Raw genomic sequence first — 24,442 nt, 5'->3', positions numbered from 1 at the left:
TGACACTTTTTTGCACATGTCTCGTATCGAACTTCAATCCTTCGATTTGTTCAACCGTATCGAACGGATTCATCATCAGCCGACGGCTGCCCCCGACAATTTACAAGCTAAATATATCCTGCTCCACAAAGTGCTGGAGCAGGCTTGTTATGAACTGACCACTGGTGTCACGCTCTCGTTCGCCAACCTGTTTTCCCGTCTGGATTACATCTGCAAGGAGAAGAAAATGACTCCCTCCGACCGCTATGCCATCCAGACCATGCGCCGTAACTGTAACGCAGCCATGGGCGACCGTTTTCAGGCCGACATGCAGGAATACCTTTACGACCTGCGGGCACTGGTGCGCTTTGTCTCACTGGGTTTTGAAGAAGACATTCCGGCTTCCATCCTTCCGGAAATCCCCCACTCCAACCGTCCGTATCAGGGTACACGCCTGTCGCACATCCCGTACGTACGGGCTTCGGTGACCAGCTGGAACGACACGCAGATTTTTGCGGCGACCGACAGCGAAACCGACCCGTTCATCATCATCAACTATGCTAAAGGAGGATATGACGGCGACCTGCTCTACCTGAAAGACCTCCTTTCAGAAAATCTGCCGCTGAACCTGCTCGACGTGCGCGTGGACGAGGAGAATCACTACATTCCCAACCTTATTGTGATTCACCCCGATTACCTAATTGACATCAGTTCGCTAGCCGCCTGCTTTCGGGAGTACGGGCACCACCCGCTTAATTATTTCATGAACAAAATCAAGCCGAGAGCCAATACGGCCCCCATCCTGATGGGTAACCTGGCCAGCCAGTTTCTCGATGACTATATCAACGAGCAGCCGCAGGAACCGGTGAGTTACCCCCGCACCATCAAGAAATTCTTTGCCGCTTCGGCCCTCGATTTCTGTACCTGCTCCCTTCCTGCCGACTTTCACGCACAGGCACAGGCGCAGATGATGAACATCCGCTCGTTTGTTCACGATGTGCTGCCTCATAACATACGGAATTTCAACAAGAAGAATACCCTGCTCGAAGCCTCCTTCATTTGTGAGAAATTAGGATTGCAGGGACGTGTGGACATGATGCAGAAAGACTTCCAGGTACTCATCGAACAGAAGGCCGGCAAGCGCGACGAATACCATCGCCGCCATAAGGAAGACCATTTCATTCAGATGATGCTCTACCAAGGCGTACTAATGTACAATTTTGGACAGGAAACCGCCCACATGCAGACTTTCCTGCTCTATTCCAAGTATGCTGACGGATTGCTGATAGAACACTTTGCCGAAAACCTGTTCCGGGAGAGCATCAAGCTCCGCAATTTCATCGTATACAACGAGATGCGACTGGGCGATGGAGCCATCGGAGAAATTGTAGACTCACTGAGCACCGATTTGCTGAACGAACTGCAGATTGGCGGAAAGCTGTGGAACGACTACCAGGAACCGCAACTGCAGACGGCCATCAATACCCTGAAACGCTGTACACCGCTGGAGCGGGCTTACTTCAACCGCTTTTTCACGTTCATATCAAAGGAACAGATTCTCAGCAAGACCGGAGGAAGCAACGATGCATCTCACGGATTTGCCGGCAACTGGCATATCCCGCTGCACGAGAAACTGGAGGCGGGCAATATCCTGACCGGACTGACCATCCAGGAGAAGCAAAGCAGCGGTCCCGGCAAAGGATACGACCTTATCGAACTGCACATTCCGGCACAGGATGAGGACTTCCTGCCCAACTTCCGTACGGGCGACATGGTGATTCTCTATGCGTATAAGGAAGAACCGGACATGAGAAAGCAGATTCTCATGAAGGGAAACATTCTGAAGTTGCAGCCGGACCGTATGACCTTAGTGCTGCGCAACGGACAGCAAAATAAAGACATCATCGGCGGCAAAGAAGAGGTATTTGCCGTAGAACACGATTTCTCGGACACTTCTGCCAACAACGGCTTCCGTGGGCTATACGCTTTTCTGTCCGCACAGGCCGACCGGAAAGAACTACTGCTCGGCGTACGTCCGCCTGCACAACTGGAGGACGTCAAACTGAACGGCGATTACGGCCGCTTCAACGAACTCATTCTGAAAGAGAAACAGGCCAAGGACTACTTTCTACTGGTGGGTCCTCCGGGCACTGGAAAAACCTCGTGTGCCCTGCGCTTCATGGTGGAAGAAGCCCTGAGCGAACCGGACACTTCCATCCTGCTGTTGTCATACACCAACCGGGCGGTAGATGAAATCTGTGCCATGCTCACGGATTCCGGTATTGCCGACCGTACCCCGTTCATCCGTATCGGTAACGAACTGTCGTGCGACAAGCGTTTCGTGCCTTACCTGCTGAAATACAGTCTGGATGACTGTCCCAAACTGACCGACATCCAGCAGAAAATGGCACGCACACGTATCTTTGTGGGTACCACGACCGCCATCAATAACCGCCTCAACCTGTTCACGCTGAAGCATTTCCAGCTGGCCATCATCGATGAAGCTTCACAGATTCTGGAACCCGACCTGATAGGTATCCTGTCTGCCCGTCATCAGCAGCATAACGCCATCGACAAGTTCATATTGGTGGGTGACTACAAACAGTTGCCGGCCATTGCCCAGCAAAGTGCGGAAGAAGCTGCCGTGACCGATCTCCTGCTGCGGAACATCGGGCTGGAAGATTGCCGCAACTCGCTGTTCGAACGCCTTTACAAATCGAGTCCAGACACCTGCCGGAGCATCCTTCACAAGCAAGGACGCATGCATCCGGCCATTGCTGAATTTCCGAACCAGACGTTCTACTACCGGGAGCAACTGGAGAGCGTGCCTCTTCCTCATCAGTTGGAAGAAACGCCTTACGAAACCGGCCTGACTCCGCAAGACACCATCGACCAGTTGCTGCTGGAACGCAGAATGGTGTTCATTCCCGCAGAAGCTCCGGACCACCTGACCTGCTCGGACAAGACCAACCCGAACGAAGCCCGGATTGTAGCCACTCTGTTAGGCCATATTTACCGTCTGACGGAATCCCGTTTCGACCCGAACCGGACGGTAGGTGTCATCGTGCCCTACCGCAACCAGATTGCCATGATACGAAAAGAGATTGCGCGCCTCCAGCTGTCTGCCTTGCAGGACATCTCCATTGACACGGTGGAACGCTACCAGGGCAGCCAGCGCGACATTATCATCTATTCGTTTACCATACAGAATTTCAGCCAGCTCAACTTCCTTACGGCCAATACGTTTCAGGAAGGCAATTTTCTGATTGACCGCAAGCTGAATGTAGCACTGACACGCGCCCGCAAGCAACTGCTGCTGACGGGTAACCCGCACATCCTCGGGGCCAACATCACCTTCTACAAGCTGATGGAGTACATCCGCCTGCACAACGGATACCTGGAGACGGATGCCCTCTCGTTCTGCCGGGGAAATTTTACCCTGCCTTCGTACCGGAAGAACTGGGAAGTGGCAGACGGTACCTATTCCCTGCCAGCACATTTCAAACAGGTATTCCCAGAATTGATAGCCCCACCGGCACATCTGGAAGAAAACGAAGCCTACTACCGTGAAGCCACTGCCTACGGCCGGAGTGACTTCCGTACCCTGTCCGAAGAAATGTTTCCATCTAACTTCTGCCAGGTATACAATTATTTGTACATGCGGAAACAATATGCTGCTGCCCAAGCTCTCTTTACCGGAAGCGGCAACTGGCTGCACGACCTCATCCGTAAGGTATCAGGGCGCGTGGTGTTCTGCGATTTCTCGTGTGAAGCCGGAGCCTCGGGACTGGCTTTTGCCGATGTATGCCGTTCTCTTCCTCATTTGGACCTGACCTACACGGGCATCTATCCCATGCAGGAAATGGGAGAAACAGCCGAAGCCTTTTTCCGTTCACCAGCCTACAAGCACATTCAGGCAAGCTGGTATCCCCGCCTGAGTGCCGTACCTACTGCTTTCTGGCAAGCCCATGCAGTACTGACCGAACTGGTGATTTTCAACCTCTCCAGCCTGTTCGACCGCATCGCTCCGCGAGAAGCACGCGACCTAGCTCTGCAAATCAACCAATTGGTGCATGCCCGCCCCCTGAACCATTACGTACTGGTATACCGTGACGATGCAGGGCCCTGCATGAACAACCATTCCTACACGGCATTCTGCAACCACCTGTCAGCAGAACTGAAACCGCTCCAGCCGCAGATGCCTCTTTTCGGAAAAATCCATTGTGAACCCACCGAAGGAGTTCCTCTTTCGCAGGAATTCCTTTATGAAATACGTACCAACTGATGAATAAGAAACCTATACAGCGTGCCCTCATCGTAGGGGCTACTTCCGGTATCGGAAAAGAAACGGCCTTGCAACTGCTCCAGAAGGGATGGATACTCGGACTGGCAGGCCGGCGTGAAGAGAACCTGAAAGAACTGCAGCAACTGGCTCCGGAGCGTATCCACATCCGGGCCATTGACATCTGTCAGGAGGATGCGACCGACCGCCTGCAGGAACTGATTGAAGAAATGGGCGGCATGGACCTCTACCTGCACTGCTCAGGCATCGGCCACCAGAACTACCAGCTGGCACCGGAAATCGAACTCCGTACACTGGAAACCAACGGCACCGGATTTGTGCGCATGGTGACAGCCGCTTTCCGCTACTTTGCCCAACAGAAAAGAGGACACCTGGCGGTCATCAGTTCCATTGCCGGAACCAAAGGACTGGGAGCTGCTCCGGCCTATTCTGCCACCAAACGTTTCCAAAACACTTACATCGATGCGCTGGAACAACTGGCTCACATCCAGAAACTTTCCATCCGGTTTACAGACATTCGTCCGGGATTCGTAGCCACCGGACTCCTGAACGACGGCAAACACTATCCCATGCTGATGCATACGGAGAAAGTGGCCCGCCACATCGTACGTGCCCTGGAGAAAAAGAAACGCATTGTCGTGATTGACTGGCGCTATCGCATACTGGTGGCTCTCTGGCGACTGATACCCCCTTTCCTCTGGAAGCGGATGACTGTCAGGAATTAGCCACCACCCGTCCTTCTTTCACCACAATCCGTTGCAAACGGCGGTACACATAAATAAATGCCGGAACCAGGAAGAGGTTGGCAAACAGCCAGGCTGTCGGGTCGCCGAAGCATACGCCCCAGAATCCCCACAACGGAACCGCAATCAGACTGACCAGCACACGAGCCACCATTTCCGACACACCGGAGAACATAGCCAACCGTGTATAGCCCGCTCCCTGAATGGAATAACGAAGAATACTGAGCATACCCAGCAGGAAGAAGAAAGAAGTGTTGATGTGCAGGAACAAAGCCGTATCGTCGATAATCTCGGTCTCATCCGGCGAGATGAACAGCAGGGCAAACTTTTCGGCCAGTCCCCACATCAGGGCACCAATCGCTATGACATAGACGGTCATCATCAGCGTGGCCGACTTGATACCCATCCAGATGCGGTCCGGCTTTCCGGCCCCGTAATTCTGTCCGGAATAGGTCGCCATGGCCATTCCCAAGCTATCCAGCGGACACATCACAAACATCTTGATACGCATGGCTGCCGTGAAAGCTGCCACACAGGCCGTACCCAGCGCATTGTTCGCACTTTGCAGCATGATACTACCGATGGCTGTAATGGAAAACTGCAATCCCATCGGTACCCCGATGTACAGCAACTGACGGGCCAGGTCGCCACGGAAACGACGGTCGGCAGGCTCGGTTTTCAGAATGTCAAACTTACGGTACATATAGATATAGCACAGCAAGGCCGATAAGCCCTGCGAGAAGACCGTAGCAATGGCTGCTCCAGCCACTCCCCACCCCAGCGTAAGGATGCAGAACAAATCGAGCACAATGTTCAGTATGGTAGAGAAAAGCAGGAACCAGAACGGGGTCTTGCTGTCGCCCAACGCACGGATGATACTGGACAACAAATTATAGAAGAACGTACATGGTACACCGATAAAGGTAATCAGCAGATAGAGGTAGGCCCCTTCAAAAATATTTTCCGGTGTGCGCATGGAACGCAGGATAAATCCGCAAAGCAGACTGGTGACAATGGCTACCGCGACCGACATCACCGCCGCCAGCTTCAGGCTCACTGATACATAACGCCGCATCGTCACATAATCGCGGGCTCCGAACTTCTGTGCCACCGGAATGCCGAAACCTCCGCAACACCCGTTGCAGAATCCTAAAATCAAAAAGACGACCGACGTACTGGCACCAACAGAAGCCAGCGCATTGATACCCAAGAACTTTCCGACAATAGCCGCATCCACCAGCGAATACGTCTGCTGGAGCAGGTTGCCCAGTAACAATGGAAAAGTAAAATTCAGAATCAGCGGCAGACTCGGCCCTGATGTCATCTCTCTAGACTGTGCCATAATTTCCTCTCGTTATCCTTAAAATCTTAATAAGCGTGCAAAAGTACACGAAAGTCACGAAACGAAAGAAAATCATCCCGTTAAATAAGGTAATTCGAGCAATATTTTTGCCTTAAATCAAGCACTAAAAAAACGCACTTGCGTTTCAAACCAAACACAAGTACATTCTATCTGAAACGGCCTTACGTTTTACTTCAAACGCAAGGCCGTTCTGAATCAAACGCAAAGGCGTTTTTTCAACTTATCCCAACAGATTTATAAAACACAAAGAATCAACTATTTAACCACATCTTCAAAAGAGTCATCCGTTCGCGGCTGATTTGTATCGTACCTTCATACGCCGGCCATACACTCACCACGGCCTTTCCGTTGAAGTAGTGCTGAATATTGCGTATGGAATCGGCCGAGAGGATAAACTGGCGGTTCACCCGGAAAAAAACACGCCCGTCCAGTTGCTCTTCCAGCTTGCTCAGCGGCAGGTCGACCACGTGTGCCTTCCCGTCCTTTGTCACAGCAAAAGTCACCTTATCCAGCGAATAGAAGTAGGCAATGTCTCCCACCTGAATCGTATAGAAGCGTTTGGCTCCCGATATCAGGAAACGGGTGCGATACTGTTTTTCCTGCCTTTCGGCAAAAGAATGCAGCAACTGTTCAATGCCCAGCAGCTTGTTCAGTTCGCCCTTCCCCATGCCCGAAAAACGTTCAAACTTCTGAATGGCACTCTCCAGCCGTTCCTTATGCACAGGCTTCAGAAGATAGTCGATGCTGTTCACCGTAAAAGCCCGTACCGCATATTCATCGTAGGCTGTGGTAAACACAATCATGCTCTGCGGCCGTGCCTGTTCGATAAAAATAAACGAATTACCGTCGGTCAACTGAATGTCCAGGAACAGAATGTCCGGATGAGGATGTTCCGCAAACCATTTCACCGAATCCTCAATCGTTCCCGGAAGAACCGTTACCTCCCATTCCGGACGCAGTTCCCTGAGCTGCTTGTCGAGCAGACGCGCCGCCGGAAGTTCATCTTCAATAATCACTGCCTTAATCTTGGTCATATAGCAAAGGTAATTTTACGATAAATTCTTTTTCATTCTGTTCAATCACGATTTCTTTTCCACAGAGCAGGCGATACCGCTGGGAAAGGTTTTCCAGTCCCTTTCCGGAAGTCACTCCTCCCTGCTTCGGACGTACGGCATTGGCCACACAAATCCATACATCGTCTCCCTGCGGTTCCGTCCACATCTTCACCGTCATGGGCTTTTTCATGCTGATGACATTGTGCTTGATGACATTCTCCACCAGCAGCTGAAGCGACAAGGGCGGCACCGGTGTCTCGCCAAACTTATCGGCAATCCGGTTGTCCACCTGCAAGCAATCTCCCAGACGCACCTTCTGCAACAGCACGTAAGTATCCAGGAACTGAAGTTCTTCGTTCAGCTCCACCGTATGCTTATCCTGACAATACAGGATATAGCGGTACGTATCGGCCAGGTTACGGGTAAATTCTATGGCATTCACAGGGTTATATTCAATTTCAGAAACAAGGGTATTCAGACTGTTAAACAGGAAATGCGGGTTCAACTGGTTCTGCAAGGTGCGGTAGCGGGCCTCCGCCGTGCTTTCCTCCAGCTCTTCGGCACGCTTGTAAAGGCGTACCACGTCCACATAGAAACGGTTCAGGATAAACTGCCCCACAATCACCAGCTCCACCAGCCAGACCAGCAGAATCACCGTCAGTCCGCTGCGCTGAAGATGAAAGGGAGAAGCCACGCCGGCCAATGCTTTGACCGACACCAACAGCAGGTAATTGGACAAAAGCAGGATAACGGCTGCCGCAATCAGTCCGGCCGACAGCATGCGTTTGTTCCGCAGAAAATAAGGGTAATACGTCAGCAGCCGCTCATTAATGTAGCGCATGCTCAGTCCCACTCCGCAAAACGACACAATGACAGCCAGAAACGTATGAAAGGTCATCAGCCTGTCCTGTAACCGCACGGGAATATCGGCATAGTGCACCAAAAAGAAGTACGAAAAACATCCCATGCAGGCATACAGCAGTACGTCCCACAAATACCGGTTCACGGAATTCATTCCTTGTTTCATGCTTTATGTTTACTTTATTATTACAATCCCTTCACATCAGTACTCGCCCAAACGGCCGGCAGCCCGTTCCAGACTGCTCTTTGCCAGTTGCGCACGGAGCTTCGAACGAATATGGTTCAACTCCGCCTCCTGATGATACATCTGCGCATTGAGCACCTCGACAATAGAAATGGTACCCTCCTTGTACTTGTCCATGGCCAGCTGCTCACTCGTTGCCGCCTTGGCCAGCGAGCTTTCCGTCAGGCACACCTGACGTACGGCCTGCGTATAAGTATAGTAGGCAGTCTCCACCTCCAGACGAACGCCGTCGGCCACCTTACTCTGGTTCTCCAGCGCCCTGTTCACATCGAGCTTGCCGATGCGCCGTGTATTCTTCCGCTTTCCCCATTCAAAAATCGGTACGCTCAGTTTGGCATACACCCTGTAATTAGGGTCCAAATCTGAGTTGAAGTCATATCCGGGCGAAGAATAACTTCCGTCTACCCCGACAGACAATTTGGGAAGATACCGTGAGTTGGCAATACGGGCAGCCGACTGCTGGATAGCTACCTGATTGGCTGCAATACGTAATTCCGGACGATGCGCCATAGCTGTTTCCAGCGTTTGTTCATACACCAGGACTTCAGTCAGCGGAACCACGAGCGAATCGGTCAGTATCACCTTGTCAGAAGCCTCCCCCGAAAAAGAGTTCATCGAAAGCCGGGCCACCTCCGCTTCATTGCGGGCCTGCTCCAGCCGGAACTCGGCATCATTCAGCTTGACTTCCGCCATCAGCAAGTCGTTGCGGTCGGTATACTCCTCCTCCACACGATGCCTGACCACTTCCACCAGGGCTGCCACCGATTCCTTGAAACCGGCAGCCACCTCCACCATTTCCTCACAGGCCACCTTATTCCAGTAATACTGGTCTGCCTGATACAGCACGTCGTTCGTCACCCGCTTTTCTTCGTACAAGGCACTCTCCTTTTCCTTTCGGGATTTCTCCAGTCCGGCTTTCAGTGCTCCTCCCGAATAGACAGGCTGCAACAAAGTCAAGGAAGCCCCGTACTTGGTGTCACGCCCCTGAAAATACAGCGGAGTTTCTATGGACGGAAGTTCCCTGTAGAGTTCCAGCGGGTTACCCGTGTAACTGGCATTGGCATTTCCGCTCAGCGAAGGAAGAAAATCTGCCTTAGCCGATTTTTCAGCCTCCTGACGGATGGAAACGGCATATCCTGCCGACTTTATATCCTGATTATAGGCCTTCACCTTTTCACGATACTGCTGCAAGAATACACTCTCCTGGGCATGGACTCCCAGCGCCAGTCCCAGCATGCAGCACATCATCATTCTTCTATTCATCTCAATATAGTTATAAAATTAGAGAAACATTTTTTATCGGGCCACACATTTCTTCTTTTTATTCACCCCGTTTGGATATTTTATAGAAAACCGTGTACAAGGCCGGAGTGACAAACAGTGTCAGAAGGGTGGCAAAAGAAAGTCCGAACACAATGGTAGCCGCCATCCCGCCAAACACAATATCAAACAACAACGGGATGCTTCCGAACACCGTGGTCAGGGCCGCCATCAATACCGGACGGGATCTGGAAACCGTGGCCTCTATCACAGCCGTATAAGGCTCCACACCGGCCTTCTGCTGGATATTTACCTCGTCGAGCAGCACAATCACATTCTTGATAATCATTCCCAGCAATCCCAGCCAGCCTGCGATACAGAAAAAGCCAAACTGAAATCCGGTGACCCACAGACCAAAGACCATCCCTATCAAAGACAAGGGTAGAATGAGGAAAATAATCAAGGGCTGACGAAAGTTGCCAAACAGCATGACCAGAATAACCAGCAGCATGATAAGTGCCAGCGGGAAATACTTAGTCAGTGCAGCCATGGCTTCTTTCTGGTCCTTGTACTGTGAGTCCCAGAAGAAGGTATATCCTTCCGGAAGACGAATGCGCTCAATCTCTTCCCGGATTTCAGAGTGAACTTCTTTCATGGTATGTCCCCGCTTCACGTCGCACTGGGCAGCCATGGAAAGCTTCCGGTCGTACGTGCGCACAAGGGGATATTCCCATGCCAGCCCGATGCCGTTGGCCACCTGCCCCAACGGAGCAGAATTACGCCCGTTCCATATCGGCAAGTCCTCCACGCTTTCCATGTCCCAGGAACCTTTAACATCCGTATGCAGCAACACCGGCACTTTCTTGTCGCGGTCACGATATACCCCTACAGCCGTACCGTCATTGACGGCTTTCACGGCATTCATCATGTCATGCCGTCCCACATTCAGCCTTCCGGCCTTTACTGGATCATAATCGGCCTTAATCATCAGTGCCATGTTTCCCCACTCATTGCGGGCATTCAGCACCTTGGGATTCTTCCGCATGATTTCCAGTGCCAGGTTGGTCAAAGAATCGAGTACCTCCGGATCATCTCCGCAGAAGCGTGCCTCAATCAAGGCCTGCGGAATGGAGTTTATCTCGAAACTGTTCACACGGACCAGCGCGTCCGGGAACATTTCCGGCAGACGGTCGTACAACATAGCCTGAAGCTCACGTGACTTCTCCGGCGTGTCTGCTTCTACCAAACATTGCGCATAATTAGGCTGCGGACCATAAGCCGCATTGGCCAGGTAATAACGGGGCGGTGTCTGTCCGACAAACGACGACACCTTTTTCACTCCTTCCAAAGAATTCAGATAGGCTGTCATCTCCGTCATCTGACGGTCACTTTCTTCTATACGTGTACCCTCGGGTAACCAGACGTCGACCGAAAAATACTGCTTGTTGAGCAAGGGCATAAACTGCTGCGGAATAAAGCGGAATCCCCATCCGGCAATGACCAGCAACAGCACCATCGCTCCTAAAACCACATAGCGTCTCTGTATGGTCCATCTCAATGCCTGCCGGAACAGGTCGTATGCACGGCCACTGAACAATTCGCCCTTCAACTCATCCGGACGCGGACGACGCACAAACTCCTGCACAAAGAATACATTCTGCGTAATGGCCAGTACCCAGCTCAGCAAAAGGGATACTGCAATGACAATGAACAGTGAAGACAGGATTTCACCAGTGATATGCGGCGACAGGTAGACCGGAAGAAAGGTCAGTACCGCAATCAGAGTCGCTCCCAACAGCGGCATGGAAGTGCCCGACACGGCATCCAGTATGGCTTTTCTCTTTCGCATGCCCCGCTGCATGTTCACCAGTGCGGCATCGTACACCACAATGGCATTGTCCACCAGCATACCCATGGCAATGATAATGGCTGCCAGCGACATACGCTGCAAGGCTATGCCGGAAAACTGCATGTAAATCAACGTACCGAAAATGGAGAATATCAGTCCGCTGCCAATCAGGATTCCATTCTTGAAGCCAATAAAGAACAGCAGTACGGCCACCACGGTCAGGACCGAAAGAATCAGATTCCACACAAATCCCTCGTTGGCCACAGCCGATTCGTGTCCCTGGTCATAGATAATATCCAGATTATATCCATCCGGCATTTCCTCACGCAAGTCTGACACACGGTTTGCCACCAGCTCCGCCATCTCTACCACATTTCCATCGGACACCGTAGAAATGGCTATACCCACCGCAGGCACATTCCCGACCTTCATCAGGTTTCTGGCCGGACGCACATAGCTCTCGCTAATCTCCGCAATCTCTCCGAGCCGGAAATATTCTCCCTGCCGGGAAACGACTGTCAGATTTTCCAGTTCTTCCAGACTGGAGAAACTACCGGAAGCTTCCACCCGCAAACGATGAGAAGACGTCTCCACTCCTCCGGCATCCACCACCTTATTCTGACGCTCAAAGGCAGAAGCAATATCGGCCATGGTTACACCGGTGCTGGAAAGCAATGCCGGATTGACCGTTATGTCAATCGTGCGACTCTGCACGCCGAACAATTCCACTTTGGCCACATCCTTCACGTTCAGCAACTCGTTCTTGATTCGCTTGGCCTGATCCTCCAGCTCACGATAGGTATGCGTTTCGCTGCTCAGTCCGTAGAATACACCCAGCACATCGCCAAAATCATCGTTCACCACCGACGGTCCGGCTCCAGCAGGCAACTTGGACTGCACATCTCCCACTTTCCGCCGCAACTTATCCCAAAGCTGCTGCATCTCGTCGGCACGGATTTCCTTCTTTACATATACCGTGATTTTAGACAGACCGGCCCGGTTATCCGTTTTCAGATAATACAGCTCACCCAATGACTGAATGGCTTCCTCCAGCACATCCGTCACCTGTTGTTGCACCTCCATAGGAGAAGCCCCCGGATAAGAGGTAGTGACCACTGCCTGCTTAATCGTAAACGGCGCATCCTCCAGTTTCCCCATATTGTAGTAAGAGAAAATACCTCCTCCCAATATCAGAACCAGCAACAACCAGCTCAAGGCCCTGTTCTGCAAAAAGAATTTCGCTAATCCTTTCATTCGTCTTCCTCCTTTATTCTTCGATGGTCACTTGCTCCTGTTCCGACAAAAACGGCAAACGTGTAGTTATCACGCGGTCGGCCGATGAAACGCCCGACAGAATCTCTACCCGGTCCTCCTTTTTCAGCTTGCCCAACGTCACCGCAACTCGTTTCACCCGGCTCTGTCCGTCTACGCACCACACAAATGCCCCGTGTTCCGGATCATGGCAAACCACTTTCTGAGGGAGTGTCAGGTGATTCTTCTCTCCATCGGCTGCATACGACACAGCGAGTGTACCTGACATACCTCCCAACAAACGTCCGTCCTTGTTATCCAAGATGGCAGTCAGCAAATAAGAAATGTTGTTCTCCGTAGCAGTCTGCGTCAGGAAATATTCAGAAGGCACAAATTCCCTGTCAGGAAGTGCATTGAAGCGGACCACACACGCCACAGAATCTTTCTGCCGCATCTGCAACGCCATATCCTCGGGCACGTAGGCTTCTACTTTGATGCGTGAAAGGTCGATAAACGTCACCACCGGAACCGACGGTTTCACATCCTGGTAGCGCTCGATATGCGCCTGCTGCACATAACCGTCGAAAGGCGCATACAGACGGCTGTCTTCCCACGCGTTGACTGCCGCTTCATAATCCGCCTTGGTGCGTTCGTAGTTTGCCTTTGCCTGCTCATAATTCATGCCGGATATGTTATCTTTGGCATACAAACTGGATATACGGGCATAATCGACCTCCGCCTGACGATACAATGCCTCCGTGCGCTGTTTCTGGATAACAAAATCACGTTCATCAATGGCCGCAATCAGTTGTCCTTTCCGGAAAAACTGTCCCTGCTGCACATCAAATGCATGCACAGGTCCTCCCACCCGAAAAGATAGTTCAGACAAGCGGTAAGGCTGCGAAATAAACGTATAGCACCGTGAAGAGGGAGCCTCCATGACTTCGGCATGAACTACCTTCACGCTGGGAAAAGAGGCCTGTTCCTGTGGCGTACGACTGCATGCGCACAAGCACATCCCTGCAAGAAATAAAATCTCTGTTTTCATTCTTCTACAATATTATCATTCTACGCCACAAAGATAGCAGGCCCCATCGTCCCCTTTCACGGGAATTATTCCCAAGCCGCGCCTGAAGTGACTGAACCGTAGAAACCAGCCACCCAAACCTTTTTCGGTGCATTTGCAGGAAAAGACTAAAAAATGATTTATTACCATTTGTGAATTTTTTAGTGTAAGAATTGGCTTACCTTCGCAGCCAAATGCAAAAAACAGAGAAAAGACATGAAAGACAGTATTGACTTCGGAAGTATGGACATTCCGAAATTATTCCGGAAATTACTTATCCCTACGGTGCTGGGAATGATTTTCTCGGCCATCTTCATCATTACCGACGGCATTTTTGTGGGAAAAGGTATCGGCAGTGATGCCCTGGCTGCCGTCAACATTACAGCTCCGCTTTTCCTCATCAATACGGGAGTGGCGCTGATGTTCGGTATCGGTGCATCGGTTGTAGCCTCCATTCACCTGTCGCAAGGAAAGGTAAAGGTGGCCCGCATCAATATCACGCAGGCAGTGGTGGTTTCCTCCTTATTGCTCATCGCCTACGCCGCAGTCATCCTCTGCAATGTGGAGAAAATTGCCTTGCTGCTGGGAAGCTCTCCCCGTCTGCTGCCTCTCGCCACGGAATACATGCACTGGTTTGTCCCCTTCCTGGTCTTCAGTGCCCTGCTGAGTTCCGGCATGTTCTTCGTGCGACTGGACGGCTCGCCCAATTATGCCATGGTGTGCAACATCATACCGGCCCTGCTGAATATCGGACTGGACTATCTATTTATTTTCGTTCTTAAATGGGGAATGTTCGGTGCGGCCTTAGCTACCAGCCTGGGATACATCGTAGGTGCCCTGATGATTCTGATTTACCTGATGCAGCCGCACCGGGTACTGCACTTGTGCAAAGTGAAATTATCATCCAAGAGTCTGCGTCTCACCCTCCGCAACACGGGCTATATGTGCAAACTGGGATTGTCCAGTTTCCTCTGTGAAGCGGCCATTGCCACTATGATGTTTACCGGCAACTACGTATTCATTCACTACCTGGGTGAAGACGGAGTAGCTGCCTACAGCATCGCCTGCTACTTCTTCCCCATCATTTTTATGGTATACAATGCCATTGCCCAGTCGGCACAGCCCATTCTCAGCTACAACTTCGGTGCTGGAAATCCGGAGCGCGTACGTGCTGCCTTTCGCCTGGCCCTGCTGACCGCCATCTCCTGCGGTGTAGTGGTATTTGCCGTTACAGCCCTGTTCTCCGCTCAAATCACCTCGTGGTTTATCGACAGTTCCTATCCGGCACACGACCTGGCCGTTAAAGGACTTCCCCTGTTTGCTTCCGGCTTCGTGTGCTTCGGCATCAACATTGTATCCATCGGCTATTTCCAGAGTGTAGAACGCGACCGTCCGGCCATGGCCATCACCCTGCTGCGTGGTTTTATCCTCATCCTATTCTGTTTCTGGCTGATGCCCATCCTGTGGGGAGTACCGGGAATCTGGCTGGCCGTCCCCGTTTCCGAACTGCTGACCTTTCTTTTTGTCATTACCATCTATTGTCACAGGAAACGAAGCTAAAGATTTATTACCTTTGTGCCTGCATAAACGCAAAAAGGTATGAAAGCTTTTATTGAGATACTTCGTGAAAAATACGGACTGGCGCAGCCGGAAGCCGAAAAGCTACTGGAACAGATGGAACTGCTTACCTACCGGAAAGGGGAACATATCGTACGGGAGGGAGAGCGTAACTCTTCCTTCTATCTGGTAGCTGACGGTATCTGGAGAGGACATTACCTGCGCGACGGAGTGGATATTTCGCTCTGGTTTGCTTTTCAAGGTGACAGTATCTTTTCCTCCTGGGGGTATGTGGCCGGACTTCCTTCTCTGGTTTCCATCGAAGCTATGAGCGACAGCCGTGTCTACCGTATCTCTAAAAGCAAGCTGGAGACTTTTTTCTCTTCTTCCGTTTTGTTCGCCAACATCGGAAGAATCATCTTTGAACGCCAGTTTCTGGACATGGAAAACTGGATGATAAACGGAGGTGCCGCACAAGCCAAACAGCGTTACCTGACACTCCTGGAGCAAAATCCAGAATTGTTGCAGCACGTACCGCTGAAGCACATCGCTTCTTATTTGTTTATCACACCTCAGTCGCTCAGTCGTATACGGGCAGAACTGAGCAAGAAGAAATAACGGTATGAATACTTATCGAACTCCGGTGATGGCATTAATCCAATATCTACCGTCCCGATATGCCGTCTGGATATTTATTTGATGCGTATACTTCCCTGCCTGATAAGTAACCTGGTAATTATCAGTCTCCAACGGAACAACCTTCAAACTGTGAAACCACATACTGTCGAAATCAAAATTCGTAATCAAAAGGTCATAGCCCCCGAAGCCATCCTGCAAATTTTCTAATTCTACCTTCTTGAATTGTTCTAAAGCTGTGTGAGACAGATGAGACAAGCGTAAAGACTGTAACTTGGAATTCAAATCGCTGCACATGCTGCAATAGGTAGCCACGTAAAGTTTATAAAAACTTTCGACCAATGATTCTCCCGACGAACTATCTATTTTATATGAAGCTGTATTTTCAAAACCGGTCAACCACTCATTTCCATATTGACTACCATTTTCAATAGGGGTAATATATACTATCTTACATTTTTCATTCACACACCCCACTTTTAATGGAATCTCCACCAGACTAGCACTATCTTTTTCATTCCAAAGATAGCTTACCATATACCAATCGTCTGCAATTTCTCTTACATTTAATGTCTTAATTGCATCTGAATTCATATCCTGCGCCCGTATAATCGGATCTCCTCCCGTGGCATTACGCATTCTTTGAAGTTTAGCAGCCAATTCTTCAGTTAAATACTTCCTGCATAGTGCTTCATTGGTTGAATCCACATTTAAAATATTCGTCATATAGCTCGCATAGAACGTTTTAATTTCATCTATACATGCACCGGAGCAGACAGTACTAAAACAAAACAACAAAACAGATATAAATATAAACTTTCTTTTCATGGTATAATATTATTAGACTGCATCTCCAGATTGTACAGCTGGAAACATTCTTGTTCGCGGTTCCTTCAAACTAATCTGCACAAATATAGAAAAATCCCCACAAAACATGAAAACCATACTTTTTTATTTGCCATTTCAGCCAATACATGCTAAGTATCAAGGCATAAAAAATTCCGTATAACCCTTTCGGATTATACGGAATTTCTGTTATCTATTTGTTACAGATTATTTTACTTCCTCAAAGATAATTACTACTGTATATCAGTGTATTATATATAACTTGGTACAAATATGATTACTTTACTTCGTTTACTCTATATTTCAGCCTTAGCGAGAATAGAAAAGCTACCGCAAAAAACTTTAACTTAGTTTAACTATACTATTTTTGACGATTTCTATTTTCTCTTGTTTTCAGATAGTCTTCGATATTTTCTCTTATTATGCTTTTCTTTTCATAAGCTATTGATTTGCAAAGCGGTATCTATTTTTTCCTTTCGTTTTTTATGAAAAAGTGTTATACCTTTGCATTGCTAAATAAAAAACAATAGGCATGAAGCAAAAACAATATATACTCCATTCTTTGACAATAGAGGTCATTGCGGTGTTGCTGGCTTCAATGATTGCATTTCAAATATGCAATATGCTTAGCATACGAATGAGTTTGCTTCCGTTCGTTATGGCTGTCGGATATGTGATACTGAAACTTCTATATCATCTTTGCATCTCTATAGCAAGATACATTATAGAAACTCCTTTGTCACATTTGGCATTAGCCGATGAAGTGACAGATAAAAAGACTTCGGCTGTTGCATCCTTACATACCCAAGATTGTGTAGAAGTACAAAAAAGGCGTATGGAATTATTCCATTATGAATACCAGCATGAGCAACAACAATACAAGCAACAAAAAGAAAGAGAAGAAGACAAGAAATTAAATGCTATCCTGAAATATACACGAGACACATTCAAGCGTTTTGATTTGGACGAAACAGAGATTTTCCAAATTTGCGAATCTGTCCGCTATTTTGTGACTAATCGTCAAGTGCTTTCCATGACCGAGATTCATATTAAGAAACATAGTTCGCTCACACAAATCTCTTTAAAGAACTTTGCTTGGAACATCGCTTTCCAATATAATATAGGTGGAGATGTAACTACATCATTTGTGATGGCGACATTTGCCGAATGGTTCACTAACTCCACGTTTGACACCGTAAGAAAGAATCTGCGAACTACAACAGGTCGGCATAAAATTGAAATTGACGAAAATATCCTGTCGAAATACGGTATCTAAGCCATTTTTTCGCTTCCAAATAATAATTATTATCGGAAGTTGCTTATGTTATCAGAGTATTTATATAAATTTGCTCTTGAATTAAAACGTTTTACCTCATGGCTAATTTGAACAGACTAAAAGTCGTACTTGCAGAACAACAAAAAACAGGAAAATGGCTTGCAGAACAGATTGGTAAATCCAATTGCACTGTGAGTAAATGGTGTAGTAATTCTGTTCAACCAGACCTCAAAACCCTTAATGATATAGCTAATGTTCTTGATATTGATGTGAAAGATTTGATTGTTAGCAGTAATAAATCTTAAAACAATTTATTATCATGGAAGTAAACAAGAAAGAACTCAAAGAACAAGAGATACGCACCTTGTTCATTACCCCAGCACTCCAACAAAAGGGCTGGGCTGTAAGCGTAAATATGCGTGAAGAGTATTATTTCACGGATGGTCGAGTACTTGTTGTTGGCAACCAACATTCAGTAGCAGAGGGCAAAAAGGCTGATTATCTATTATACCATAATGGTAAGCCCATTGCAGTGGTAGAAGCTAAAGATAACAAACATGCCGTTGGGGATGGTATTCAACAAGCTATGGATTATGCCCAAATCCTTGACTTGAAATTTGCGTACTCCAGTAATGGTGATGCTTTCTTGGAACATGACTTTATCACAGGGAAAGAAACCGAAATCAAATTAGAGAATTTCCCGACAGAAGAGGAATTATACAATCGTTATCTTGCATCCAAGAACTATACATCGGATGAACTTAACATAATAGAAACACCGTTTTATTATGATGCCCATAGCCATGAGCCAAGATATTACCAACGTATAGCGGTTGACCGTACAGTGGAAGCCATTGCAAGAGGACAACAGCGTGTACTTGTCGTAATGGCTACCGGTACTGGTAAGACTTTCACTGCTTTCCAGATTATCCATCGTCTCCATAAAAGTGGAGCAAAGAAAAAGATTCTTTATCTTGCAGACCGAAATATCCTCATTGACCAAACAATGGTGCAAGACTTCAAACCTTTCAAGAAGTTTATGACTAAGATAACTTCTGTTGGGGAAGGCGAAGAGAAAATTGACTCCTCATACGAGGTATATATAGCGTTATACCACCAACTGGTTGGAAAAGAGGGCAAGCCAGATCCGTTTTTGGAGGTGCAGCCAAACTTCTTTGATTTGATTATCGTTGACGAGTGCCATCGTGGTAGCGCAAAGGACGATTCTGCATGGCGCAAAGTATTGGAGTATTTCAGCTCGGCTACCCAAATCGGTATGACTGCTACCCCGAAAGCTGATGAAGGAGCAAACAACTTGGATTATTTCGGAGAGCCGGTATATACCTATTCCCTTCTTCAAGGAATCCAAGATGGTTTCTTGGCTCCATATCGGGTTACTGCCGACTTCATCAACGTTGATTTGCAGGGCTGGACTCCCGATGAAGGTGAAATAGATTTGTTAGGAAAGGAGATTGAACAGAAATTATATCAAAGACAGAATATAGGTCGTGACCTTGCCATTAAGTTAAGGCGTAAAGTAGTAGCACACAGGATTACCCAAATGTTATACGACATCGGTCGTATGACAAAGACAATCGTGTTCTGTTCAGATATTGAGGAAGCCGCCGAAATGCGAACACTGCTTATCAACATGAATAGCGATTTATGTAAAAAATCTCCTTACTACGTAACACGCATTGTCGGAGAGGACAAAGAGGGGAAGAAGCAGTTAGACAACTTTATCAGTGTTGACGAACCTTATCCGGTAATTGTTACTACCTCCGAACTTCTATCTACAGGAGTGGACTGCAAAACTTGTGGCTTAATCGTCATTGATAAAGAAATTGGCTCTATGACGGAATTTAAGCAAATCATCGGGCGTGGCACACGACTTAGAAAAGACAAAGGCAAGTGGCATCTGGAAATCCTCGACTTCCGCAATGCTACCGCAAAATTCAAAGACCCGTCATTTGACGGCGACCCTGAACCACCCAAAGGCGGTGAAAAAAAGCCGAAGCCATATCCGCCTGTTCCCTCAAATCCTCCAACAGCTCACGAACCTCGTGAAAAGTATCTTATCAATGGAAAGGATATTCGTATTGCTCATGAGATAGTATCTGTTTTGGGAGAGGATGGCAAAACCATGAGAACGGAAAGCGTTCAGTCCTTTGCGAGAAAGCAACTGTTGCGACACTATCAAAGTTTGGATGATTTCGTACAAATGTGGACTGAAGCAGAACGCAAACAGGCGGTTATGGATGAGTTAAAGGAATATGCCATCTTGATAGACGCAGTACGTGAAGCAAATCCGGCATTGAAAGATGCCGATATCTTCGATGTGATATGTCACGTTGCATTTGACCAACCACCATTGACGAGGAAAGAAAGGGCTAACAATGTAAAGAAACGTAACTACTTCGGAAAGTACGAAGGCAAGGCTCGTGAAGTATTGGAGGCTCTTCTTGACAAATATGCGGAGAATGGTATTCTTGACTTTGAAAAGGCAAATATTTTGGAGATTCCTCCATTCAACAGCATAGGGAAACCAACTAAAATCATAAAACTATTTGGTGGCAAAGTCGCTTTTGAACAAGCCATCAGAGAATTGGAATATCAAATATATAAATCAGCTTAAAAATGGCAGTAAATAATATCATAAAGCGAATCCAGAATATCATGCGTCAAGACGCAGGTATCAATGGTGACGCACAAAGAATTGAACAGATGACTTGGATGTTCTTCTTGAAAGTCTATGACACACAAGAAGAAACATGGGAATGGAAAGATGAGAAATACAAGTCCATTATCCCCGAGGATTTGCGTTGGCGTAACTGGGCAATAGATAAAAAAGACGGTAAAGCATTGACTGGAGAAGCCCTACTCTCTTTCGTCAATGAGAAACTGTTTCCTACCTTGAAGAATCTCCCGATAGATGCCAATACCCCAAGAGCTAAAAGCATTGTTCAAGAAACATTTGCAGACTTGAACCAGTATATGAAGAATGGAACGCTTCTGCGCCAAGTGGTCAACATTGTAAACGAAATCGAATTTGACGATGCTGACGACCGTCACACATTCGGAGATATTTATGAGGGAATTTTGAAAGATCTGCAATCGGCAGGAAATGCCGGAGAGTTCTACACACCACGTGCATTGACTGATTTTATTGTGATGATGCTCGACCCGAAATTGGGCGAAACCTTTGGCGACTTCACCAGTGGAACGGGAGGCTTCCTCACCTCGGCACTTAAACATATGGGCAGGAATATTGGCTCTGCGGCAGATGGAGAAAAACTGCAAAATGCCGTTGTAGGTCAGGAATGGAAACCGTTGCCCTACCTTTTGAGCATCACAAACCTGCTGCTCCATGATATTGAAGCTCCCAACATAACCAACTGTGATTCGCTTGGAACGAATGTTACTGATTTCAAGGAAAGCGACAAGGTTGATGTTATCGGCATGAATCCTCCGTATGGTGGTAGCACGGAAGACAGCGTAAAAAGCAACTTCCCAGTACAGTACCGTTCAAGTGAAACTGCGGATTTGTTTATCGCCCTTATCATGTATCGCCTCAAAGCTGGTGGACGGTGCGGTGTGATTATCCCTGATGGTTTCTTATTTGGTACGGATGGAGCAAAACTTGCACTTAAAGAAAATCTCCTTCGCAAGTTCAATCTACATACAATCATCCGTTTGCCGGGTTCTATATTCTCTCCATACACATCTATTGCAACCAACATCCTTTTCTTTAATAATGAAGAAGCCGAAGGTTGCGAAGAAGGATTCAAGACCAAAGAAACATGGTTCTATCGTCTTGATATGCCGGAAGGGTACAAACACTTCTCAAAGACCAAACCAATGAAGGTGGAGCATACCCTACCTATTCAGGAATGGTGGAAAGACAGGAAAGAAATTATCAGTGACGAAGTGGGTGAAAAGAGCCGTGTGTTCACTGCCCAACAATTGATAGACTTGGATTGCAATTTTGATCAATGTAAGTTCCCGAAAGAGGAAGAAGAAATACTCCCTCCAGCAGAACTGCTCAAACAATATTTTGAAAAACGTGCTGCGCTCGACCATGAAATAGACAAAACGCTTTCCGAAATTCAAAAGATTCTCGGCATTGACATAAAATCGTGTAACTGATAATTGTGAAGTGATATGAAAGATTTGACCATCTCAAACATAGAAAGACAAAATGTACTTAACAACCGTTTTGCGGTCAGCAAAGTACAGGAGCATCTTGACATTGAAGGAATGCTCTTTGAGGGAGAGTATCGCTTTACAAAAAAAATGGTTGCCGATTTCTACGAAGTAGAAGAACGAACCATAGAACGCTATTTGGAAAAACATTCAGATGAATTAGCAGCTAACGGTTATGTTTTATGTAAAGGTAAACATCTGAAAGAGTTAAAGTTACAATTTGCTCCCGTCATAAATGTCGGGAGCAAAACGACCCAACTTGGATTGTTTAATTTCCGCTCATTCTTGGATATGGGTATGTTGCTTACAGAGAGTGAGAAAGCAAAAAAAGTACGTAGCCTTATCTTGGATTTCGTGATTACCACCATCAATGAAAAGACGGGTGGCGGAACAAAATACATAAACCGCAGAGATGTACATTATCTTCCTGCTGCAATCACAGAAGAAAACTATCGCAAGAATCTCACTTCTGCCATCAATCAATATGTGGACGGACATCCCACATACAAATATCCTCAAATTACAGACTTTATATATAAGGCTGTATTCAAGGAGAATGCTAAGGAGTATCGGGAAGTATTGAAGTTGGATTCCAAAGACAATGTTCGACACACGCTGTATTCAGAGGTTTTATTAGTTATTTCTTCTTTTGAAAACGGTGTGGGGGCAGCTCTCAGTGAACGGTTTAAAGAAAATGGTGGCAGGTTACTTACCATTGACGAGGTAGAGCGCATTGTGAATGAACTTGCCGAACATCCGATGCAGAAACCTTATTTAAATGATGCCAGAACCAAAATGGCTTCAAGGGATTTCAGTTTCCGGGATGCGTATCATGGTAATATAGCAGATTATCTGCAAGCTGTTACTCCTGAAGAGTTTGAACGATTCATCGGTGACCAGTCTATTGATTTTGACCGTATCTTAGCGGACAATAAAGATGTGCTTAAACGCTTAAAGCAGGCAGAAGATGAGTGAGGAAATTGTTTATATAGACTACGATGAAACCTTAACCATCTATGGCAAAATGATTGATGCTAGCGATGGTGGCTTTGAAGGAGTGCGTGATGAAGGTGGCATTCGTGCTACATTGGATTTTGTACAAAATGATTTATACTATCCGACCTTTGCAGAGAAACTGACCTATCTGATGTATAGATTCTGTTCTGGGCATTTCTTCAATGATGGGAATAAGCGTATTGCGCTGACTTTGGGAGCTTACTTCTTACACAAGAATAATTACTACTGGCACGCTTGCATCTGTATGCGTACATTGGAATCTATCATTTATCATGTGGCAGCATCGAATATCAACCAAGATTTGCTGCTACGCATCGTCAATAGCTTTTTGACAAGTAAAGATTATGACGAAGAACTGAAAATAGATATTGCCAATGCCATGAGCAAAGGAGAGTTAGGAATACAAGGGGAGGATTACGAAAAAGATTAAATATGAAAACTATAAAAATTATCTTATTACTGTTCTGTATTATTTTAGGAATTAACGCTAAAGCACAAACAGTAGGTTATACTTATAAAGCACTCGCAGCTGAAGGTTGCAATATGAAATACAGTGTGGCTAAGCAAGACACCATTTATTCTATAGTAGCCACAGTACGTTCAGACAGAATGAATTTCCTCACTAAACCAACCATGAAAATTAGAACATTCACAGGTAAATATCTTGAACTAAGAGGAACTGTGATTGGGAATGGAAGTCAATCTGCTGGTGTTATAAGTGGAAATATTGTAATACCAATCACAGAAATTAGTTCTACTGCTCAATTTAGAATTACTCCACAGCAGTTTGAAATTTTGAATGAAGGTGTGGCAAAAATTCGTTTGTCTATGACTCCTATGAATCATGAACGTACTTTCAAAAAAGATAAGATAGGGAAAAAGTTATATCAGTTCTATCTGAATGAAAAACAAAAAGACGAAAACTTCTAAATC

The 24,442-nt window shown here is 47.2% G+C and carries 18 protein-coding genes; 11 read left to right on the top strand and 7 right to left on the bottom strand.

The window, feature by feature from the left end; all coding sequences use genetic code 11:
* Nucleotides 1-16 precede the first annotated feature (16 nt).
* On the top strand, nt 17-4,264 hold the full coding sequence (locus tag BACPLE_RS15340; RefSeq protein ID WP_007563602.1) for a DEAD/DEAH box helicase: 4,248 nt from the start codon (nt 17-19) through the stop codon (nt 4,262-4,264).
* A gap of 14 nt (nt 4,265-4,278) precedes the next feature.
* Entirely contained in the window at nt 4,279-5,007 is a 729-nt protein-coding gene (locus BACPLE_RS15335; RefSeq protein ID WP_040313390.1) for an SDR family NAD(P)-dependent oxidoreductase, read from the top strand.
* Here the strand turns inward: BACPLE_RS15335 and BACPLE_RS15330 are convergent.
* From BACPLE_RS15330 to BACPLE_RS15305, 6 genes are all read right to left on the bottom strand, one after another.
* Nucleotides 4,997-6,367 (bottom strand): MATE family efflux transporter, encoded by a 1,371-nt coding sequence (locus BACPLE_RS15330; protein WP_007563598.1) that lies wholly within the window; start codon nt 6,365-6,367, stop codon nt 4,997-4,999. The two genes, BACPLE_RS15335 and BACPLE_RS15330, sit on opposite strands and share 11 nt — an antisense overlap.
* A 272-nt stretch (nt 6,368-6,639) precedes the next feature.
* A complete protein-coding gene (locus BACPLE_RS15325; RefSeq protein WP_007563597.1) occupies nt 6,640-7,422 on the bottom strand; it encodes a LytR/AlgR family response regulator transcription factor in 783 nt (260 codons plus the stop codon).
* Nucleotides 7,409-8,470: a sensor histidine kinase gene (locus BACPLE_RS15320; protein ID WP_007563594.1), complete on the bottom strand. Its 1,062-nt coding sequence runs from the start codon at nt 8,468-8,470 to the stop codon at nt 7,409-7,411. The genes BACPLE_RS15325 and BACPLE_RS15320 overlap by 14 nt, the downstream gene beginning before the upstream one ends.
* A 36-nt stretch (nt 8,471-8,506) precedes the next feature.
* Nucleotides 8,507-9,811, bottom strand: coding sequence for a TolC family protein (locus BACPLE_RS15315; protein WP_040313331.1), 1,305 nt, complete (start codon nt 9,809-9,811; stop codon nt 8,507-8,509).
* 58 nt (nt 9,812-9,869) lie between these two features.
* Nucleotides 9,870-12,911 (bottom strand): efflux RND transporter permease subunit, encoded by a 3,042-nt coding sequence (locus BACPLE_RS15310; RefSeq protein ID WP_007563592.1) that lies wholly within the window; start codon nt 12,909-12,911, stop codon nt 9,870-9,872.
* Nucleotides 12,912-12,924: 13 nt separating this feature from the next.
* Nucleotides 12,925-13,956, bottom strand: coding sequence for an efflux RND transporter periplasmic adaptor subunit (locus BACPLE_RS15305; protein WP_007563591.1), 1,032 nt, complete (start codon nt 13,954-13,956; stop codon nt 12,925-12,927).
* 234 nt (nt 13,957-14,190) lie between these two features.
* On the opposite strand from BACPLE_RS15305, the gene BACPLE_RS15300 reads away from it, so the two are divergent.
* Together BACPLE_RS15300 and BACPLE_RS15295 are read left to right on the top strand one after the other, a co-directional pair.
* Nucleotides 14,191-15,534 carry an MATE family efflux transporter gene (locus BACPLE_RS15300; RefSeq protein WP_007563589.1) on the top strand — a complete coding sequence of 448 codons (1,344 nt, stop codon included), beginning with the start codon at nt 14,191-14,193 and terminating at the stop codon, nt 15,532-15,534.
* 39 nt (nt 15,535-15,573) lie between these two features.
* On the top strand, nt 15,574-16,149 hold the full coding sequence (locus BACPLE_RS15295; protein ID WP_007563588.1) for a Crp/Fnr family transcriptional regulator: 576 nt from the start codon (nt 15,574-15,576) through the stop codon (nt 16,147-16,149).
* A gap of 12 nt (nt 16,150-16,161) precedes the next feature.
* Here BACPLE_RS15295 and BACPLE_RS15290 read toward each other — a convergent pair whose 3' ends face one another.
* Complete coding sequence (locus BACPLE_RS15290; RefSeq protein ID WP_007563587.1) at nt 16,162-16,995, bottom strand: YqhG/Tai3 family protein; 834 nt, start codon at nt 16,993-16,995, stop codon at nt 16,162-16,164.
* 550 nt (nt 16,996-17,545) lie between these two features.
* Between BACPLE_RS15290 and BACPLE_RS15285 the strand changes: the two genes are divergently transcribed.
* From BACPLE_RS15285 to BACPLE_RS15255, 7 genes are all read left to right on the top strand, one after another.
* A complete protein-coding gene (locus BACPLE_RS15285) occupies nt 17,546-18,289 on the top strand; it encodes a hypothetical protein (RefSeq protein ID WP_007563586.1) in 744 nt (247 codons plus the stop codon).
* Nucleotides 18,290-18,387: 98 nt separating this feature from the next.
* Nucleotides 18,388-18,594 (top strand): helix-turn-helix domain-containing protein, encoded by a 207-nt coding sequence (locus tag BACPLE_RS15280; protein WP_007563585.1) that lies wholly within the window; start codon nt 18,388-18,390, stop codon nt 18,592-18,594.
* 14 nt (nt 18,595-18,608) lie between these two features.
* Nucleotides 18,609-20,924, top strand: coding sequence for an EcoAI/FtnUII family type I restriction enzme subunit R (gene hsdR / locus BACPLE_RS15275; protein ID WP_007563584.1), 2,316 nt, complete (start codon nt 18,609-18,611; stop codon nt 20,922-20,924).
* Nucleotides 20,925-20,926: 2 nt separating this feature from the next.
* Nucleotides 20,927-22,435 carry a class I SAM-dependent DNA methyltransferase gene (locus BACPLE_RS15270; RefSeq protein ID WP_007563583.1) on the top strand — a complete coding sequence of 503 codons (1,509 nt, stop codon included), beginning with the start codon at nt 20,927-20,929 and terminating at the stop codon, nt 22,433-22,435.
* 15 nt (nt 22,436-22,450) lie between these two features.
* Nucleotides 22,451-23,467, top strand: a complete 1,017-nt coding sequence (locus BACPLE_RS15265; RefSeq protein ID WP_007563582.1) for a hypothetical protein — start codon at nt 22,451-22,453, stop codon at nt 23,465-23,467.
* Nucleotides 23,460-23,939: a type II toxin-antitoxin system death-on-curing family toxin gene (locus BACPLE_RS15260; protein WP_007563581.1), complete on the top strand. Its 480-nt coding sequence runs from the start codon at nt 23,460-23,462 to the stop codon at nt 23,937-23,939. Before BACPLE_RS15265 ends, BACPLE_RS15260 begins: the two co-directional genes overlap by 8 nt.
* 2 nt (nt 23,940-23,941) lie before the next feature.
* Complete coding sequence (locus tag BACPLE_RS15255; RefSeq protein ID WP_007563580.1) at nt 23,942-24,439, top strand: hypothetical protein; 498 nt, start codon at nt 23,942-23,944, stop codon at nt 24,437-24,439.
* Nucleotides 24,440-24,442: the final 3 nt, after the last annotated feature.

The sequence above is a fragment of the Phocaeicola plebeius DSM 17135 genome (genome assembly GCF_000187895.1).
Lineage (GTDB): Bacteria > Bacteroidota > Bacteroidia > Bacteroidales > Bacteroidaceae > Phocaeicola > Phocaeicola plebeius.
The sequence above is the reverse complement of the archived record's forward strand: the minus strand, read 5'-3'. Positions and strand labels throughout refer to the sequence as shown.